General features: G+C 69.6%; 15 protein-coding genes. 9 read left to right on the plus strand and 6 right to left on the minus strand.

Going from position 1 to position 17,723, the window contains the following annotated elements; translation table 11 throughout:
- Positions 1 to 27: 27 nt before the first annotated feature.
- Together HUA78_RS05840 and HUA78_RS05845 are read left to right on the plus strand one after the other, a co-directional pair.
- On the plus strand, positions 28 to 570 hold the full coding sequence (locus tag HUA78_RS05840) for a DUF350 domain-containing protein (protein WP_141647555.1): 543 nt from the start codon (positions 28 to 30) through the stop codon (positions 568 to 570).
- Between the two features lie 22 nt (positions 571 to 592).
- On the plus strand, positions 593 to 1,465 hold the full coding sequence (locus HUA78_RS05845) for a transglutaminase-like domain-containing protein (protein WP_246137678.1): 873 nt from the start codon (positions 593 to 595) through the stop codon (positions 1,463 to 1,465).
- On the opposite strand, the gene HUA78_RS05850 is transcribed toward HUA78_RS05845, so the two are convergent.
- Positions 1,462 to 2,232 (minus strand): tRNA(His) guanylyltransferase Thg1 family protein, encoded by a 771-nt coding sequence (locus HUA78_RS05850; protein ID WP_174475819.1) that lies wholly within the window; start codon positions 2,230 to 2,232, stop codon positions 1,462 to 1,464. The two genes, HUA78_RS05845 and HUA78_RS05850, sit on opposite strands and share 4 nt — an antisense overlap.
- The gene (locus HUA78_RS05855; RefSeq protein WP_174475820.1) at positions 2,216 to 2,692 is read right to left on the minus strand and encodes an ATP-binding protein; all 477 of its coding nucleotides are present in this window, start codon (positions 2,690 to 2,692) and stop codon (positions 2,216 to 2,218) included. The genes HUA78_RS05850 and HUA78_RS05855 overlap by 17 nt, the downstream gene beginning before the upstream one ends.
- A gap of 303 nt (positions 2,693 to 2,995) precedes the next feature.
- Here HUA78_RS05855 and HUA78_RS05860 point away from each other — a divergent pair, with 303 nt between their 5' ends.
- The 6 genes from HUA78_RS05860 (at position 2,996) to HUA78_RS05885 (ending at position 13,360) form a co-directional block, all read left to right on the plus strand.
- The gene (locus tag HUA78_RS05860) at positions 2,996 to 5,317 is read left to right on the plus strand and encodes a S8 family serine peptidase (protein WP_174475821.1); all 2,322 of its coding nucleotides are present in this window, start codon (positions 2,996 to 2,998) and stop codon (positions 5,315 to 5,317) included.
- A gap of 120 nt (positions 5,318 to 5,437) precedes the next feature.
- The gene (locus tag HUA78_RS05865) at positions 5,438 to 7,351 is read left to right on the plus strand and encodes an AAA domain-containing protein (protein ID WP_174475822.1); all 1,914 of its coding nucleotides are present in this window, start codon (positions 5,438 to 5,440) and stop codon (positions 7,349 to 7,351) included.
- Positions 7,352 to 7,575: 224 nt separating this feature from the next.
- Positions 7,576 to 7,755: a hypothetical protein gene (locus HUA78_RS05870; protein ID WP_141647550.1), complete on the plus strand. Its 180-nt coding sequence runs from the start codon at positions 7,576 to 7,578 to the stop codon at positions 7,753 to 7,755.
- Between the two features lie 43 nt (positions 7,756 to 7,798).
- Positions 7,799 to 8,656: an alpha/beta hydrolase gene (locus HUA78_RS05875; protein ID WP_174457569.1), complete on the plus strand. Its 858-nt coding sequence runs from the start codon at positions 7,799 to 7,801 to the stop codon at positions 8,654 to 8,656.
- Positions 8,657 to 8,877: 221 nt separating this feature from the next.
- Positions 8,878 to 11,886 carry a choice-of-anchor D domain-containing protein gene (locus HUA78_RS05880; RefSeq protein ID WP_174475823.1) on the plus strand — a complete coding sequence of 1,003 codons (3,009 nt, stop codon included), beginning with the start codon at positions 8,878 to 8,880 and terminating at the stop codon, positions 11,884 to 11,886.
- A 106-nt stretch (positions 11,887 to 11,992) separates the two neighbouring features.
- On the plus strand, positions 11,993 to 13,360 hold the full coding sequence (locus HUA78_RS05885; protein ID WP_371745503.1) for a serine/threonine protein kinase: 1,368 nt from the start codon (positions 11,993 to 11,995) through the stop codon (positions 13,358 to 13,360).
- A gap of 113 nt (positions 13,361 to 13,473) precedes the next feature.
- Here HUA78_RS05885 and HUA78_RS05890 read toward each other — a convergent pair whose 3' ends face one another.
- The 4 genes from HUA78_RS05890 to ttcA all read right to left on the minus strand — a co-directional run bounded on the left by HUA78_RS05890 (position 13,474) and on the right by ttcA (position 16,461).
- Positions 13,474 to 13,836, minus strand: coding sequence for a GFA family protein (locus HUA78_RS05890; protein ID WP_174457571.1), 363 nt, complete (start codon positions 13,834 to 13,836; stop codon positions 13,474 to 13,476).
- Positions 13,837 to 13,957: 121 nt separating this feature from the next.
- On the minus strand, positions 13,958 to 14,782 hold the full coding sequence (locus HUA78_RS05895) for a phosphate/phosphite/phosphonate ABC transporter substrate-binding protein (RefSeq protein WP_174457572.1): 825 nt from the start codon (positions 14,780 to 14,782) through the stop codon (positions 13,958 to 13,960).
- A 12-nt stretch (positions 14,783 to 14,794) separates the two neighbouring features.
- Complete coding sequence (locus tag HUA78_RS05900; protein ID WP_141645938.1) at positions 14,795 to 15,619, minus strand: TerB family tellurite resistance protein; 825 nt, start codon at positions 15,617 to 15,619, stop codon at positions 14,795 to 14,797.
- The gene (gene ttcA / locus HUA78_RS05905; protein ID WP_174457573.1) at positions 15,598 to 16,461 is read right to left on the minus strand and encodes a tRNA 2-thiocytidine(32) synthetase TtcA; all 864 of its coding nucleotides are present in this window, start codon (positions 16,459 to 16,461) and stop codon (positions 15,598 to 15,600) included. The genes HUA78_RS05900 and ttcA overlap by 22 nt, the downstream gene beginning before the upstream one ends.
- 65 nt (positions 16,462 to 16,526) lie before the next feature.
- Between ttcA and HUA78_RS05910 the strand changes: the two genes are divergently transcribed.
- Positions 16,527 to 17,693 (plus strand): ribonuclease D, encoded by a 1,167-nt coding sequence (locus HUA78_RS05910; protein ID WP_141645940.1) that lies wholly within the window; start codon positions 16,527 to 16,529, stop codon positions 17,691 to 17,693.
- The last annotated feature ends 30 nt before the right edge of the window (positions 17,694 to 17,723 follow it).

Consider the following 17,723-nt stretch of genomic DNA (forward strand, 5'->3'; position numbering starts at 1 on the left):
GCTCCCATGGCGCCGGAAGTGCTCCGCATGGACCTCGCCCTCTTCCTCGTCGGTCTCGTCAAAGTCGTACTGGGCGGCCTCGTCGCCGCGCTGGGCATCTGGCTCGCGCTGCGCGGCCTGAGCCGCATCCTCGGCACCAATCCGGTGGAGGAGCTGCGCCAGGGCAACACCGCCGCCGGCATCGTCCACGCCACCAGCCTCGTGTCGCTGGGCATGCTCGTGCAACACGCGGTGCAGGCCACCTCCGACGCGGTGGACCTCACCGTGCGCACCCAGCCCTTCCATCCGATGATGGCGGGCAAGCTGCTCGCGGTGGCCGCGTTGCACGTGGGCCTGTCGCTGGGAGTCGGCGTCGCGGTGCTCGCGCTGGGCATCCTCCTGTTTGACAGGATGACACCCGGCATCGATGAGCTGGCGGAGGTGCGCAAGGGCAACATCGCCGCCGCGCTCATCCTCTCCGCCATCCTCCTCGTCCTCGCGCTGCTGACGGCGCCAGGGCTCCAGGCGGCCCTCAACGGGCTCATCCCCTTCCCCCAGCTTCCCGAGGGGACGATGGTCGCTCCCGGATAGCGGGAGGGCGTTCGTCGAGCCCATGTCCACCAGCTCCGGCATGAAGATGGCCTTCAAGCTACTCCTCGCCCTGCTCGGCGTGGGGAGCTGCCTGTGCTGCTGTGGCCTGGGGATGATGGGCCAATTGGCGGACATGAACGTGCGCTCGAACGTGCCTGTCCCGCCCGTGGGCGAGGGCGCGGTGGAGCTGGGCACCGTGCTGATTCCCGCCGACACGTCGCTGTCGCGCGCGCGCACGTATGACTGGAACGCGGAGAGCATCCATCCCCCGGGGAACCGGCTGACGTACGGCCTGGGCGACACGCTGGACGCGTGGCTGGAGGACCAGCACAAGGTCTTCGGGCGCAGGCTTCGCTACCGCTCCCTCGGCGGTGAGCGCTTCACGTATCAGCCTCCACGCGGCTGCTCGGCCGACATGCGGTGCATCTACGAGGAGCTGATCCGCAGCAACGAGGGGCCGGTGAAGGCGCTGGGCGAGCGCTTCGTTGCGTCCGTGCGCGAGCGGAACCTGGACTCCGCGCAGGCCGCGCAGCTCATCCTCAACTTCGTGCAGCGCATCCAGTACGAGCTGCCCCTGGACGAGCCCTTCGGCATCATCCCCCCCGCGCTGGTGCCCGCGCGCAACAAGGGCGACTGCGACTCCAAGGCGGTGCTCGCGGTGATGCTGCTGCGGCAGGTGGGCATCGACGCGGTGATTCTCTACTCGGACCCGCTGGCCCACGCGGCGGTGGGCGTGGGCCTGCCGGGCACGGGCACCCGCATGCGTCACGGTGGGCGCACCTACCAGTACGCGGAAGTCACGGCCGAGGGCTGGCCGGTGGGCATGATTCCGCCCAAGTACGACAAGCCCCGGCTGTGGCGGGTGATGGCGCTGGAGTCCAGCACCTCCGGCTAGCGCGCCTCTACGGCGGACGCGGCGAGCACCTCGCGCAGATACCGCTCGTACGCCTCCTTCATCGGAAGCTCCGAGTCCACCCCGAGCCGGCGGCGCGTCGTCAGGTGGCGTGAGCCATCGCGAGGGTCCACGCCTTCCTTCGTGTAGTGCTCCCAGCGGATGGCCGAGCCCCGGCGCTGCCAGAGCGCCAGCTCGTTGAAGTTGATGCCCCGCTGGAAGAGCAGCTCGTGCTTGAAGGACACCGGACGCCCGTCCAGCTCGCGCGTGGCCTGCGCCGCGCTCAGCCCCTCCTTGCGCAGCGTCCAGTAACACCAGCCGCGCAGCGAGCACCGCGTGCCATCCGCCTGTCGCCACGCGAAGTAGTCCAGCACCGAGCGCTCATCCGCGCCCAGCCACACGCGCCCGTCGAACACGGCCGGAACGCCCAGCGCGTGCGTGAAGGTGGCACTCGCGAGGCCCGCGGACAGCGACACCAGCTTCTCCACCTCGCGGTCGTACAGCGACCAGTCCGGCCGGAAGAGCACGGAGATTTCGTCGCTCTGCGTGTACGCGTACGCGCCCTGGAGCTCCTCCAGCAACGCGCTGGCCGTGCGGACCATCAGCCGGTGGAAGAGCGGGTCGAAGGGCTTCTCGAAGCGCTCCTGCGTGAAGCGGGAGAAACCACGCCCATCCACGCGCACCACCGCCCACGCTCCGGGCAGGAGGCGCAGGTCATGGAACATCTCGCCTCGTCGCATCCGCTGGGCCAGCTCATCCGGGTCCCACATCTCGCTCCTCCTTCCAGTCCTCGACGATGAAGCCGCCGTCGGCGGCCCACTTCACGTGGTACAGCGAATCGAAACCTTCCTCGGTGCTCGGCCGCCGCAGGCACTTCACCGTGGCGTACAGCGCCACCTCCGGCACCCTGGCACGGCCCTCTCGCTTCGCGTTCCGTGCCAGGCAGTCCGCGAGCCGCGACTCGAAATAGAAACCGAGAACTCGCGCACCCTGCTCGTGCCCCAGGGCGATGAGCGGCGCGCGCTGCTCCAACGTGGGGTGCGTATTGTCCACCACGACGGAGCGCCCCGCGCTCAGCGCCTCGACGACGAGCCCGCGCTGCCGGGCCTCCTTGCGCCGCGCATGCGGCCACAGGTCCTTGCTCACCAGCACGTGCGTATCCGCGAAGCGGCGCTGGAAGAAGCGGCTCTTGCCGGAGGCCTGTAACCCGATGAAGAGGATGAGTTCCATGATGGAGCCCCTCCCGACGCGACGCCCGAGCCTCGGCTGACGCTCGGCGCGCGGGCTCCGGTGAGGGCGACCTCCGAGAGCACGGCACCTCTAGCGCGCACGTCTACCCGACGCTCCGCGCGCTGTGTGGCTTTGCACAGCCCACACGCCCGCCACCCCGATTGTGTTGATTTGGCTCGATTATCCGGATTAACAATTAAGTCTCGAATTACACAAATTCAAGAGCTGTCGTAATCCGCCGCTCGGACTGGAGCAGCAGGCGGCGGGAGCAGCACGAAGCGCAACCCGAACAGGAGACACCGAATGGAAACCCCCTTCTCGTCGTATGCGGGACGCTGGCGTCGGCTCTCTGTCATGGCCCTGGGCTGGGGCCTCCTCGCACCGCTGCCGGTGCTCGCGGCGTCGAAGCAGCCGTCACGCGCGGGAGTCGAGCGTGGCGCGGCGCTTCCCGCACGCATCGTCGACACGCTGGCCGCGAGCGCGGCGCGGCCCGCCACGGGCCTCGCGGCCTCTGTGAGCGGACGTCACGCGCTCGTCACGGGAACAGGCCGCGTCTTCCACCGCACGGACAACATCATCCATGCGCTGAGGACGCTGGCGGTCCCCAAGACGCAGCTGCAGTTGCACGTCTGGGAGGAGGAAGGCGCGGACGGACAGCGCCAGGACTTCTTCGCCTACAGCCGGGGCGGCACGGAATTGGTGGGCCGCGCGCAGCCCACGACGTACCAGGTCCGCCTGGAGCATGCGCGCTTCGACCCGCTGCGCGAGGCGGTGCCGCTGGTGGCGGGCCTGCTGGCCGCGGACGCGGAGAACACGCTGTCGCTCGTGCAGCTCCAGGCGACGCCACTGCCGGAGCTGCGTGAGGCCCTGGAGCGAGAGGGCGGCAAGGTGCTGCGCTTCCTCACGGACCACACGTTCCTGGTGGAGATGAGCGCGGACACCCGCAAGCGCGTGACGGAGCTGCCCTTCGTGCGCTGGGTGGGGCCGTACCATCCCGAGTACCGCGTGGAAGGCGTGCTGCGCGATGCCCTGACGGGGCGCGCGGCGCGACTGGAGCCGCAGCGCTACTCCATCATGGTGGGCGAGCGCGGCGCGATGCGGCAGGGAGAAGTCGCGGAAGCGGTGCGCAAGCTGGGCGGCACGGTGGAGCTCATCGAGGCGGGAGGCCTGCGCCTGGAGGCCACGCTCACCCAGCCCCAGCTCGAGCGGCTGGTGCGCTCCAATGCGGTGCAATACATCGACCGCTGGGGTGGGCCGGGTGAAGTGGACATGAACAACGTGCGCGAGGTGGGCGGCGCCAACCACATCGAGAAGTACGAGGCCTGGACGGGCCAGGGCGTGCGCGGGGAAATCTTCGACACCGAGCTGCGCACGACCCACCAGGAGTGGGCCACTCCCCCCCTCATCCACAGCACGTCCAGCGCCGGCAGCGCGCACGGCACGAGCTGCTACAGCATCAACTTCGCCAGGGGCGTGGACGCCAACGCACGGGGCCTGTTGCCCGACGGTCAGGGCATCTTCTTCCTCTACAGCCAGTCCACGCAGTTCGGCGGCACCAAGTCCCGCTACGACATCAACCGCGAGCTGACGGACCCGGCCGGCCCGTACCGCGCCGTGTTCCAGACGTCGAGCGTGGGCAGCGCGCTGGGCACCGCGTACACCACCATCTCCGCCGAGGTGGACGACTACCTGTTCAAGCAACCCATCCTGAGCACGCAGTCGCAGAGCAACTCCGGCACGCGCAACTCGCGGCCCCAGGCGTGGGCGAAGAACATCGTCTCCGTGGGCGGCTTCTACCACAACGACAACGCCAGCCCCGGCGATGACCGGTGGAACGGCGGCGCCAGCATCGGCCCCGCTGCCGACGGTCGCATCAAGCCGGACCTCTCGTTCTTCTATGACGCGGTCCGCTCGGCCACCAACACGAGCAACAGCTCGTACTCCAACTTCAGCGGCACCAGCGCGGCCACCCCGCAGACGTCGGGCCACTTCGGACTCCTGTTCCAGATGTGGCACGAGGGCGTGTGGGCCGGCTTCGGTGGCGGGACGGATGTCTTCGACAGTCGCCCGAAGATGGCCACCGCCAAGGCGCTGATGATCAACCTGGCATCCCGCTACGAGTGGACCCTGGGTGGCACCAACGCCGACCTGACGCGCGTGCGCCAGGGTTGGGGCCATGCGGACCTGGAGCGCCTGTACACGCGCGCCGCGCAGACCAGCATCATCAACGAGACGGACAACCTCCTGCCCCTGGGCATCAACACCTACTCGGTCGCCGTGCCCCAGGGTGAGAAGGAGTTCAACGTCACCCTCGTCTACACGGACCCGGCGGGCACCGTGGGCGCCGCGCAGGCGCGCATCAATGACCTGTCGGTGCGCGTGACGTCGCCGTCGGGCGTCATCTACTGGGGCAACAACGGGCTGTCCGCGGGCAACGTCTCCACGCCCGGCGGCGTGTCCAACACGGTGGACACCGTGGAGAACGTCTTCGTCCGTGAGCCCGAGGAGGGCACCTGGACGGTGGAAGTGCTGGGCGACCAGATTGTCCAGGACACGAACCTGTCGACGCGCGCCATCGACGCCTTGTACGCGCTCGTGGTGAGCGGCGGCCTCATCCAGCCGTAGTCGTCCCCCGACGTCGGGTGGGCCGGTGTTCCCTCGCGGGGCACCGGCCCGCCCACCGCGCGACACGGCTCCATCCGAGACACTGGCCGTCGTCGCGCCCGGATGGCATGACAGGGCCCCATGGCCCGTGACGTCTCCTTCTTCGACCAGCTCGGCTCACTGCTCGCCCGCGAGCGCGAGGCCGAGAAAGCCCGCCTGGCCACCCTCGCCGAGGGCCTGTCCCTCCATGAGCGCGAGGAGCAGGGCCTGTCCGTCCTGGACCTGGAGACCGTCGAGGAGGAGGTCGGCCTGGGCGGCCGCGTCCTGCTCACGCTGGCCCGGGCCGATCGCGCGAGACTGCCCTCCCGGCTCCACAACGGCGACCTCGTGGCCGTGTTCCCCCGCCGCGCCGAGGTGAGCGAGCCCGCGAAGGCCCTCATCTCGCGCGCCAGCGCCACGCGCCTCCAGCTCGCCTTCGACCGCTCGCCTCCGCCGTATGTCCACGAGGGCCTGCTGCGGCTGGACGTCGTCCCCAACGACATCACCTACGAGCGGATGCGCAACGGCCTCCAGCTCGTGAAGGCGATGGACAAGGGCCTGGAGCGCCGCAAGCGCGAGGTCCTCCTGGGCAACGAGCCCCCGCGCGGCGACACGCCCCGCCCCTTCGAGGCCGGCCGGCCCCTCAACCCGGAGCAACTGGACGCGGTGGGCCGCGCGCTCGCCGCCGAGGACTTCTTCCTGGTTCACGGCCCGCCGGGCACCGGCAAGTCCACCGTGCTGGCGGAGGTCGCCGCGCAAGCCGTGGCCCGGGGCCAGCGCCTCCTGTGCACCGCCGCCAGCAACGCCGCCGTGGACCACCTCTTGGACCTGTGCCTGGCCCAGGGCCTGCGAGCGATTCGCGTGGGCCACCCCGCCCGCGTCGCCGCCCGGCTCCAGGAACACACGCTGGACATCGTCGTGGAGGAGCACCCCGACCGCATCATCTCCAGGGACCTCTTCGACGAGGCGTTTTCCCTGCTGGGCTACGCGCGGCGCCAGCGCACCCAGGGCCGCAGCCGCGAGCGCTTCTCCAACGCGCGCTCGTCCACGACGGAGGCCAAGGCGATGCTCGACGAGGCCCGCGCGCTGGAGCGCAAGGCGGTGCGCTCCGTGCTGGCCAACGCGGACGTCGTCTGCGTCACGCTCGCGAGCCTCGAGTCGAGCGTGCTCTCCGGCGAGAAGTTCGACCTGGCGCTGCTCGACGAGGCCACCCAGGCCACCGAGCCGCTCGCGCTCCTGGGCTTCCTGCGCGCGCCCATCGTCATCCTCGCCGGAGACCCGCAGCAGCTGCCCCCTACCGTGCTCTCCCAGGAGGCCGCCCGCGCGGGCCTCGCGGTGAGCCTCTTCGAGCGGCTGCTCGCGGACCACGGCGACGGCGTCAAGCGCATGCTCCGCGAGCAGTACCGGATGAACACGCGCATCATGGACTTCCCCTCCCGCGAGATGTACGGCGGCGAGCTGCGCGCCCACCCCTCCGTCGCGGACCGCACGCTCGCGGACGTCCTGCCTCCCGACACGCAACTGGACGCCCCGCCCGTCCTCTTCCTCGACACCGCGGGCAAGGGCTTCGATGAAGAGGTGGAGCCCACCACCCGCAGCCTCTTCAACACGGGCGAGGCGGACCTGGTGGAGGCTCGCGCCCGCGCGCTGCTCGCGGCCGGCCTGTCCCAACGGGAGCTCGCGGTGATTACCCCCTACAGCGCCCAGGCCCACCGCCTGCGCGAGCGCCTGGAGTCCTTCGCCCCCGACGTCGAGGTGGACACGGTGGACGCGTTCCAGGGCCGGGAGAAGGACGCCATCCTCGTCTCCCTCACCCGCTCCAACAGCGAGGGACAGGTGGGCTTCCTCAACGACTTGCGCCGGATGAACGTCGCCCTCACCCGCGCTCGCCGACACCTCTTCGTCGTGGGCGACTCCGCCACCCTCAGCGCGCATCCCTTCTACGCACGCTTTATCGAAGGGACTCAAACGACCGGGGGCTACCGCTCCGCCTGGGAGTGGCCGGACGCCCTCTGAAACATCCAATCCCTCTCAGTGATACAGGTCTCGCCTGACCCAGCCCTGGGGTACTACGCAAGGACTGTCAGGGTCATGATCCAAAATTTGTCGCCTGGGCGAACCAAATTTGTCACCTGACCCTCTCCATGCGGGGTGCAGTGCCCGGATATCGAGCATTTGGCTCCAAACCCGCTGTCGGGCACGAGACGTGCTTGTGCCCCAGGGTGGGGAGGAACCGCCACATGTCTCAGCGGCCGAATGTCACGAAGGAAAACGACGTCTGGGTACTCCGTATCGAGAAGGAGAACGGGAGGGTCCAGGAGTATCGCTGTGCGACGGAGAATCAGGCGCGGCAGCTCGCGCTGGTGATGTCCAAGCCCGATACCGGGGCGCCGCCACGGCCTCCCTCGCCGCCGCGCTAGAGACAGGACACGCGCTGGGGTAAGCCACGGGGAGGAGCCGCCCGTGTCCACCTCGCTCGAATCCCGCTTCGTCGACGCCCAGGGTCTGCGCCTTCACGTGCGCTGGCGCCCGGGCGCCGACACAGCGCCCGCCGTGCTGTTCCTCCACGGCTGGCTGGACCACTCCCACAGCTTCGATGGCGTCATCGAGCACGTGCCCGCCCATTGGCGACTGGCGCTGCTCGACTTCCGGGGCATGGGACAGAGCGCGCACGCGCCGCCCGAGGCCCACTACCAGTCCGGTGACCACCTCCTGGACATGGAGGCCGCACTGGATGGGCTGGGGCTGGGCAAGGCGCACCTGGTGGGCCACTCGCTGGGCGGCATCATCGCGCTGACGTACGCGGCCGTGCGGCCGGAGCGGGTGCTCGGCCTGTCGCTCATCGAAAGCATGGGCCCCACCGGCGGCCCGCCCGAAGTCGCGGTGGAGCGGCTGCGAGGTTTCCTGAATGACTCGCGCCGGCCCCCGAATCGCAAGCGCTACCCTGATGTGGCGTCCGCGGCTGCTCGCCTGCGCGAGAACAACCCTTCCTTGCCGGAGGCCGCCGCCTTGCATCTGGCCGAGCACGGCACCGAGCCGTACGAAGGGGGGGTGGCCTTCACGTTCGATTCACGACACCGTCGCCGCTTCGCGCAAGGGTACGACGAAGCACAGTGGCTCGCGCTCCAGGCCGCGCTCACCTGCCCGGTGCAGCTCATCCGGGGCCAGGAGGGCCTGTGGCCCAACGCTCCGAAGTTGGATCGCCGGGTTCTGGCCCTGCGCACCCTCGTGGCGCCCCCTCAAATGATTCCGGGGGGACATCACGTGCATATGGAGCAGCCCGCCGAAGTCGCCCGCGCACTGGCCGACTTCATCCGCTGAAGAGGCCCGCACCGGTCAGAACCCCTGGAAAACTCTTTCACCTTCCAGGGTAACTCCGTTCCCTCCACGGCCCTCTCCGGCGACTGCGCATCTCAACCCCTTGAATTCAGGACACCACCCTAGGTCCCACGGGTTGGTATGCGAATTGGAGAGGGGGAAGTCGGCGGATCACGCACCGGACCCAGACGGGTGCGTGTGGGGAGAAGGGTGAGGAGCGGACAATGGGGATGGGGTTGAGGGGGCGAGTCCTCGCGTTGGCGGTGCTCGTCGCCACCGGACTGGTCGGCTGCCACGAGGGTGATGAGACCCGCGCGGTGCATGCGACAGCGGTGGTGGACATGGACGTGCTCGACTTCGGGGAGGTGCCGGTGGGCGAGTGGCGGGAGCGCGAGGTGCGCATCCGCAATGTCGGCTATGTGCCCTTCTTCGCCATCGAGGCACTGGCCATTGTCGGCAACCCCTCTTACGAGGTGGAGCTGGCGGAAGGTGGCGGCCGGGTGATGCCGGGCGAATCCCATCTGGTGCGCGTGCGCTTCCATCCGCTCGGCGAGGGCGTGACGGAAGAGACGGTGTACGTCTCCACCGACGCCAACCAGGGCGCGCAGGCGCAAGTGCGCGTCACGGGCCTGGGCACGCCCACGCAAATCATCATCGACCCGCCGGTGCTCGACTACGAGACGCTGGAGGTGGACAGCGAGCGCAACCTGGAGGTCACCATCACCAACCCGGTGGACCTGCCGCTGACGCTGGCGGTGCGCGGCGACTGGCCGGACCCCTTCACGCCGGACACCATCACCATTCCTCCCCTGTCCTCGCGCAAGGTGAGCACGCAGTACCTGCCGCGTGCGCTGGGCGCCATGGACGCGCGACTGGAGGTGCGCTCGTGCGAGACGTGTACCGCGTCGGTGGTGGACCTCAAGGGCCACTCGGTGGCCACGGCCTTCGTGTTCGACCCGGCGCCGGTGCCGTTCGACTTGATTCCGGTGCATGAGCGCACGCAGTCCTTCACGCGGGCGCGCAACATCACCTGGCGGCCAGTGACCATCGCCCAGCTCGTCACCAGCGACCACGCCTTCGTGCCGCTCTCCAAGCCGGAGGGCTCCACGGTGGCGCCGGGCGAGGTGGTGGAGCTGAAGATGGAGTTCGCCGCGCGCTTCTCCGGCCCCAACGTGGGCGACCTCAAGGTGCACTACGCCTCCGACAAGCCTCGGCGGTCGGAGGTCATCCTGGATGCGCGAGGCGGCCGTCCCACCCTGGCGGTGACGCCGGTGGCGCTGGACTTCGGAGAGCTGCCGGTGGGCGGCAAGGTGGAGCGGGTCATCCGCATCTCCAACGCGGGCACCAACGGCTCGCTGCGCTTCGTGGGCGTGACGGCGGATGGCGCCAGCACCCAGTTCAGCGTGGACGTGCCCACGCGCGGCACGCAGCGCTATCCGTGGACGGCGGGCGCGTGGCCCGCGTTCGAATCCGGCGGTCTGGAAATCGCGCCGGGCAACGACGCGCTGGAGCTGAAGGTCTACTTCGAGCCGACGTCGGAAGGCAGCTTCCAGGCGCGGCTGAGCGTGCGCTCCGACGACGTGTTCAACCCGGAGCGCGAGGTCATCCTGACGGGTCGGGCGCGCACCAGCGGACCGTGCGTGTACGAGCTGCGGCCCCAGCCGGTGATGGACTTTGGCAACGTGGTGCCGGGCCGAGGCGCGGTGCTGGGCTTCTACTTCCGCAACCCGGGCCGCGCGGAGTGCGCGGTGAAGGACGTGCACCTCTCCAACGACGCGAATGGCGCCTTCTTCATGCCGGGCGGCAAGCTCACCGGTGGCGTCGTGCTCTACGACACGGCCTTCAGCGCCATGGTGGCCTTCCGGCCCTCGGCCGAGGGTGAGTACACGGGCGAACTGAAGCTGACGGTGAACAACCCGGCGGCGCCCACCGTGACGTTGCCCCTCAAGGGCGTGTCGAAGGCGAGCTGCCTCGTCGCCACGCCCGCCTACGTGGACTTCGGCCCCATCCGCTACGACTGCGCCGCGGCGCCGCGCAAGACGTACATCGCCAACCGGTGCAGCGAGCCTGTCACCGTCACGGGCGCCGACATCGGCAATGGCACCAGCACCCAGTTCTCCCTGCTGACGCCCATCACCCAGCCGCGCACGCTGCTGGCCGGCGAGGGCTTCGAGCTGGAGGTGGACTACGCGCGCAACGTGCTGGGTCAGCACTACACGCCCATGTACCTGCGCGCCGCGAACGAAGCCGCGCCCTTCCTGGTGCCGCTGATTGGCGAGACGAACCACGAGGGCATCCAGGTGGACCGCTACACGCAGGGCACCGACAGCCAGCTCGACGTGCTCTTCGTGGTCTCCAACACGACGACCATGGACCCGTACCAAGAGCGCCTGAAGTCGGCGATTCCCGGCTGGCTGGACTACGCGCGGCAGCAGAACGTGGACGTGCGCGTGGGTGTCACCAGCACGGGCCTCGTGCAGCGCGGGCCACAGTGTGGGGGTGGCGCCAACGGCGGCGAGGCGGGCCGGTTGTTCCCGGTGGACGGCAACCGCGCGCGGGTGCTCTCCAGCAACAGCCCCAACGCGGCGGCGGGGCTCCAGTCCAACATCGACGTGGGCCTGTGCCACAACCTGGTGCAGGGCCTGGAGACGATGCGCCAGGCGCTCTCCGCGCCCCTGTCCGAGCAGACGGACGACCCGCGCACCGCGCAGCCCAACGACGGCAACTGGGGCTTCACGCGGCCAGCGGCGAGAATGGCGGTGGTGGTGCTGGCGGACGAGGACGACAACTCGGGCTTCGTGCCGGACAGCTACATCCAGTTCCTCCAGACGTTGAAGGGCACGGGCATGTCACACCGCAGCCAGCTCTACGCGCTGGTGCCCACCGACAGCCGCTGCACCACGGCGGGCAGTGACGCGGACCGCTTCGTGGCGGTGGCGCGTGGCACGGGCGGACGGGCGGAGTCCATCTGCGAGGGCGACTACCGCCCCCTGCTGGACTCGGTCATCCAGCGCGCGGGGGACCTGCAGGCGGACTTCCCGCTGACGGCGGAGCCCGCGGGAGCCGCGGAGATGACAGTGCGCGTGCAGGGCCAGTCGGTGCCGGAGGCCCAGTGGTCGTATGACGAGGATGCGAACGCCATCGTCTTCGGAGGCGCGGCGGTGCCGAGGCCCGGACAGACGGTGGAGGTGCGCTACCGCAGCGTGTGCAAGGTACCGCCCGCCGCTCCCTGAGGTATGGCGCCCCGCATCCGTCTGGATGCGGGGCGCTGTCGTCGCGGGGAAATGACGCGGCGCGGGCTTCCGCACGTGGCCCCGGCACGGCTATCCTGGCGCGGACGTGGAGACATTCGGCCGCTACGAGCTGTTGCGGAAAATCGCCATCGGCGGGATGGGCGCCGTCTATCTCGCGCGGCAGAAGGGGCCGGTGGGCTTCCAGAAGCTGCTGGTGGTGAAGCGGCTGTTGCCCCACCTGTCCGAGGACGACGAGTTCATCGAGATGTTCCTCGACGAGGGGCGCATCGCCGCGCACCTCAACCACCCGAACATCGCCCAGATTTACGACTTGGGTGACGTGGACGGGCAGTACTTCATCGCCATGGAGTACGTGCATGGCGAAGCGGTGGGGCCCCTGGGACTCAGGGCCCAGCAGCGCAAGCTGTCGATTCCGCTGGCCCTTAAGTGCCGCATCATCGCGGACGCGGCGGCGGGGTTGGATGCGGCGCACAACGCGCGCAGCCCGTCGGGCCGCAAGCTGGCGTTGATCCACCGGGACGTGTCTCCGCAGAACGTGCTCGTCGGCTACAACGGCGGCGTCAAGATCATCGACTTCGGGGTGGCGAAGGCGTCCGGGAAGTTCTCCCAGACGGTGGTCGGCACCATCAAGGGCAAGCACGCGTACATGTCCCCGGAGCAGGCGCGGGGCGAGCCGCTGGACCATCGCTCCGACATCTTCGGGCTGGGGACGGTGTTCTACGAGCTGTTGACGCACCAGCGGCTGTTCAAGCGCGACACGGAGATCGCCACGCTCAAGGCGGTGGTGGGGACGAAGATTGTTCCCCCGTCGGAGCTGTCGTCGGACATCCCCAAGGAGCTGGACGCGATTGTGCTCAAGGCGCTGGCGCGCAAGCGCGACGAGCGCTTCGCGTCGGCCGGTGAGGTCCAGCTCGCGTTGGATGAGTTCCTCGTGCAGCACAAACTGCACGCGACGCCGGCGCACCTCGCGGCCTTCATGCAGGACACGTATTCGGAGGAGCTGGAGGAGGAGCGGCTCGCCGCCGAGCCCACCGTCATCCACTACGACCCGCGCATCGCCGCACGGCAGCAGGCCGCGGCGGCGGCAGCGGCGGCGGGTGACACGGGCAACCATGCGCAGAAGGCCGCGCCGCGTGCGGCGCAAGTGCCTCCGCGCAAGCCGGGGAGCTCATCGCCCTCCGCGCCGGCCTTGCCGTCGAAGCCTCAGGGGAGCGTGTCCTCGTCGTCGACCTCGCCCATGGGGCCTCGACGCGCGGGGGCGGTTTCCTCGACGACCGCCGCGCCTGTTCCGCGAAGCCAGGGCACCAGTGGCGGCTCGCCGGCTCCGGTTGCTCCGGCCAGGGGCGGCACGGGCTCCGGCAAGGCGCCCTCGCCTCCTCCCGGCCGAACGGGTTCCGCGCCCAAGCGCGTGCCGACCCGCCCAGACCCTCAGGGTGAGCCTGAAGACTCGTAGCCAGCGGCGGGTGAGTCCGGGCCCGGGGTGAACGCCGGACCCGTCTGAGACACCCACTTGCTTCGACCCATCGGGACACGGGAAGCCCGTGCCCGAGGGTTCCACTCACCCGCTCAGCGGTTCTTGCCGTCGAACTGCATCGTCTTCACGTCGCCCAGGTCGACTCCGTCCAGGCAACGCACGTTGATGGCCGCCATCTCCGAGCCGTCCGGGCCCACGCCGCGCGCGAAGGAGCGCACGCCACACTTCGAGCAGAAGACGTGGTGGATGACCTTCTTGTTGAACTGGTAGTCCGTGAGGGCCGCCTCCCCGGAGCGCAGCGTGAACTGCGCAATCGGGGTGAAGCTCAGCATGGAGCCCGTCTTCTGACAGATGGAACAGTTACACGTCACCGCGGGCTGGGAGAGGTCCAGCTTCACCTCGTACCGAACCTGCCCACAGTGACAGCCGCCTTCGTAGCTCTTGAGGTCGCTCATGCGCGGCATCCTGCACCGCCTCCCCGGAGCCACCCACGCGAAATCGCGCGCCGCGCCGCGCCAAACGCGAGCCGCGAAACGACTCCTTCACGTGCCGTGCGGCCGTCCGTGAAACGGCCTGCTACAGGCTCGCGAGCGCCACGCGGTACAGCGCGCGGTAGCCCATGCGCGGCGCGGGCTCGAAGCGCTCCGCGTTGAAGATGTCCTTCAACAGCGACACCCCGTCCGGCGAGGACTGCAAGGCCAGGAGCGACGACTCCAGCGCCGTCACCAACTGCGGCTGAAGCCCCATGGCCACCGGCACCCCGTCATTGGGCGCCTCGTCCGTGTAGGCGATGAGCTCGAAGCGGCGCCCCGCGCCCGCCCCCAGCACATCCTCCACGCCCGTGCCGTACGTCAGCCCCGTGGAAGACGGAGGGCAGAAGACGCTCGTCACGTCCGCCTTGCCGTCCAGCACCGACTCCAGCGCGCCCCGGTAGGAGCCCGTGAAGTGCTGCGCGAAGAAGGCCCGCGCGGGCTCCAAACCCTGCGCCTTCAGGTAGGCCGTGGGCAGCAGGTAGCCCGCCACCGAATCCCGGTCCACCCACGCCGCCGTGGTGCCCTTGAGGCGCTCCACCGTCAGCCCCGCCCCCGCCCGGCACACCAGCGCCGAACGGTAGGAGGACATGCCCCGGCGCACCCCGCGCACCACCACCCGCACCCCCATGGCCTCCATCCGCGCGCACACGAACGGAGGCGCCCAGGCCGCGTCCGCGCGCCCGGAGAGCAAATCCTTGGCGAGCGTCTCGTAGCTGGACGCGACGCTCACCTCCACCAGCTTGCCCAGCGCCCTCTGGAGAAAGGCCGCCAGCCGGTCCGCGCGCTCTCGCGCCGTCTCGTTGCCCAGGGACGGCGGCAGACCGAAACGGAAGGAGTGCCTGGAGGTGGAAGGGACTTGAAGGGTCATTCTGCCCCCTGATTACCCCTCCCTGCCCAGTCGCGCCACTTCGTCGTCAGCAAGACCGAACGTCGCCTGGAGCATGTCCAGGATGCGCTGCTCCGGCAGGCTGGGCTCGCCCCCCGCGTGGGCGATTTTCGTGGCCAGCCGGAACGCCTTCACCCGCTGGGTGTGCGTCGTCAGGCCGTGCGCCAGGACGTGGAGTCGCTGGGGCAGCCCCTCGGCGGACAGCGCCGCCACCGACTCGCTCACGAAGTTCTGCGCGCGCTCCGGGCTGACGTTCTCGAAGAGGGGGTCCGCCGCGAAGCTCTCCACCAGCGCCCGGGCCTCGGCCTCCTTCAGCCGCCCGTCCGCCGCGCTCACCAGCACCATGACCTCCGCGTACAGCCGCTCCAGCGGCTCTCCCAGGGCCTCCGCCAGGCTGCCGCCGTTCTCGATGACATCGATGATTTGAGCGACCTCGTCCTCGGAGATGCCCAGCGCGGCCTGGAACGTCTTGAGCAGCCCCAGCTCCGTGCGGGTCGCCCGCTGGTCCGCCAGCGCCACCGCCGCCGCCAGGCCGAAGGCCAGCATCCGGTTCTTGTGGTCCGGAAGCCTGCGCCTGAGCGACGCGAGCACGTCCTCCAGGTTGCGCGCCTCGGACAGCCGCGCGGCGCTGGTCTCCACCAGCGCGTTGAGCTCCTCGGGACGCGTGCCCTCGAACTCCGGCCGCTCCAGCACGCGGCTGAGCAACGTCTGCATCTCCCGCTGAGACACACGGCCGTCGGCCATCGCCGCCAGCAACATCGCCTCCACCAGCGCGGCGTTACGTTCCTTGCGCGCGCTCACTGCCTGCTCTCGAGCCATGGACTGGCTCCCCCTTGCGTGTCCTGCGTGTCTTGAGTGGGCGCCGCCGCGACTTCCGCCTCGCTCGCGTTCAGCGGGTCGGGGTTGAGCGCCCGGTCCAGCAGGTGCGACGGCCGCACGTTGGCCATCGCGTTGAGAAGGCTCTGCCGGACGTTGGGAATCTCCTTGCCCAGGTCCTCCACCAGCCGCTGCATCCGCTTGCGCTGGAGGTTCTCCTGCGTGCCGCACAAATCGCAGGGGATGATGGGGAAGGCCTTCAGCTCCGCGAACTTCGCGATGTCCTTCTCCGGCGCGTAGCACAGCGGCCGGATGACCACGTTGCGCCCATCATCGCTCTTGAGCAAGGGCGGCATCGCCTTGATGGAGCCGGCGAAGAACATGTTGAGCAACAGCGTGTGGATGAGGTCGTCGCGGTGGTGGCCCAGGGCAATCTTGGTGCAGCCCAGCTCCACCGCCGCCGTGTAGAGGATGCCCCGCCGCATGCGCGAGCAGACCGAGCACTGCGTCTTGCCGGGGGGCGTCTTCTCCAGGACGATGCTGTACGTGTCCTCCTTGAGGAGCTTGTACGCGTAGCCCTCTCGCTGGAAGTACTCCTCCAGGATGTGCCCCGGAAAACCGGGATGTCCCTGGTCCAGGTTCACCGCGAGCAGGTCGAACTTCACCGGCGCGCGGCGCTGCAGCTCCCTGAGCAGGTAGAGCATGGTGTAGGAGTCCTTGCCTCCGGACACACCCACCATGATGCGGTCCCCGTCCTCGATGAGGCGGTGGTCCGCGATGGCCCGGCCCATGTGGCCAAGCAGACTCTTTTCCAGGCGCTGGACGTCATTCATCGGCGTGGCCATCCTAGCGGCGGCCCGGGAAAAAACACGTCATTCAGGCGGTCCGGTCCGCTAGCCTGCTCAGCTCGATGCCTACCTACCCGCAGGGTGACGTGGACGTGGTGGATTCCGCCGGGGCCCAGAGCGCCCTCCAGAAGCTGGAGGCGGCCCGCGAGCTGGCCGTGGACCTGGAGGCCGACTCCATGCACGCCTTCCGCGCCCGGCTGTGCTTCCTCCAGGTCGCCACCGACGACGACGTCTTCCTCTTCGACACGCTCCAGCCCGGCGTGGAGGCCCGGCTGCTCGCCCCGCTGCTGGCCGACCCGGAACGCACCAAGTACTTCCATGCCGCCCAGGGCGACCTGCAGTTCCTGGCCGAGGGCGGGGTGCGGGTGCGGGGCCTGTTCGACACGCACCGCGCCGCCACCCTGCTGGGCTGGCCCAAGGTGGGACTGGCGGACGTGGCCCGGGAGAAGCTGGGCGTGGAGCTGCCGAAGGAGCATCAGCAGTCCGACTTCTCGCTGCGCCCCCTGCCCCCGGGCATGCACACCTACATCGCCAACGACGTGCGCTACCTGTGCGAGCTGGGCCGGCAGGTGCGCGAGTCATGCCGCGAGGCGGGCATCCTGGAAGAAGTGGTGCTGGACTGCGACCGGCTCTGTGACGAGGCCGTGGCCCGGCCCGACGTGGGCGCGGACTTCAAGCCCAAGCTGCCGCGCTCCGGGCTGTCCCCCACGCAGCTGACGCTGGCGAACGCGATTGCCCATGCGCTGCACCGCAAGCGGCTGGAGTGGGCGGAGCAGGAGAACGTCCCCATGGGGCGCATGCTCTCCAACATGGCGCTGGCGGATATCGCCACGCGGCTGCCCTCCACGCCCAAGGACCTGGCGCGCGCGGCGGGCGTGCGAGGCGCCTTCGTGCGCGCCCATGGCGACGAGGTGCTCGCCATCGTCCGCGCGCAGTTGGAGAAGTCGCGCAACGGGGAGCTGCCCCAGGAGCGCGAGAACAAGGGCCCCAAGGACACCAACCGCCGCAAGCGCGAGGACGCGCTCAAGGCGTTCCGAGTGGAGAAGGCCACCGAGCGCAAGGTGACGCCCAGCGTGGTGCTCACCAACCCGCTGATGGACGCGCTGCTCGCGCAGCCGCCCCGGAACCTGGAGGAGCTCGGCCAGGTGCCCTACTTCGGTGACAAGCGGCTGCAGTTGTACGGCCCCGCCCTCATCGAGCTGCTGGCCGCCTTCCCCGTCGTCGGCTGAGGGCCCCACCGCGCCACCGCGTCACATCTG

Origin of the sequence: Myxococcus sp. CA033 (assembly GCF_013336625.1) — a bacterium.
In the GTDB taxonomy this organism is placed as follows: domain Bacteria; phylum Myxococcota; class Myxococcia; order Myxococcales; family Myxococcaceae; genus Myxococcus; species Myxococcus llanfairpwllgwyngyllgogerychwyrndrobwllllantysiliogogogochensis.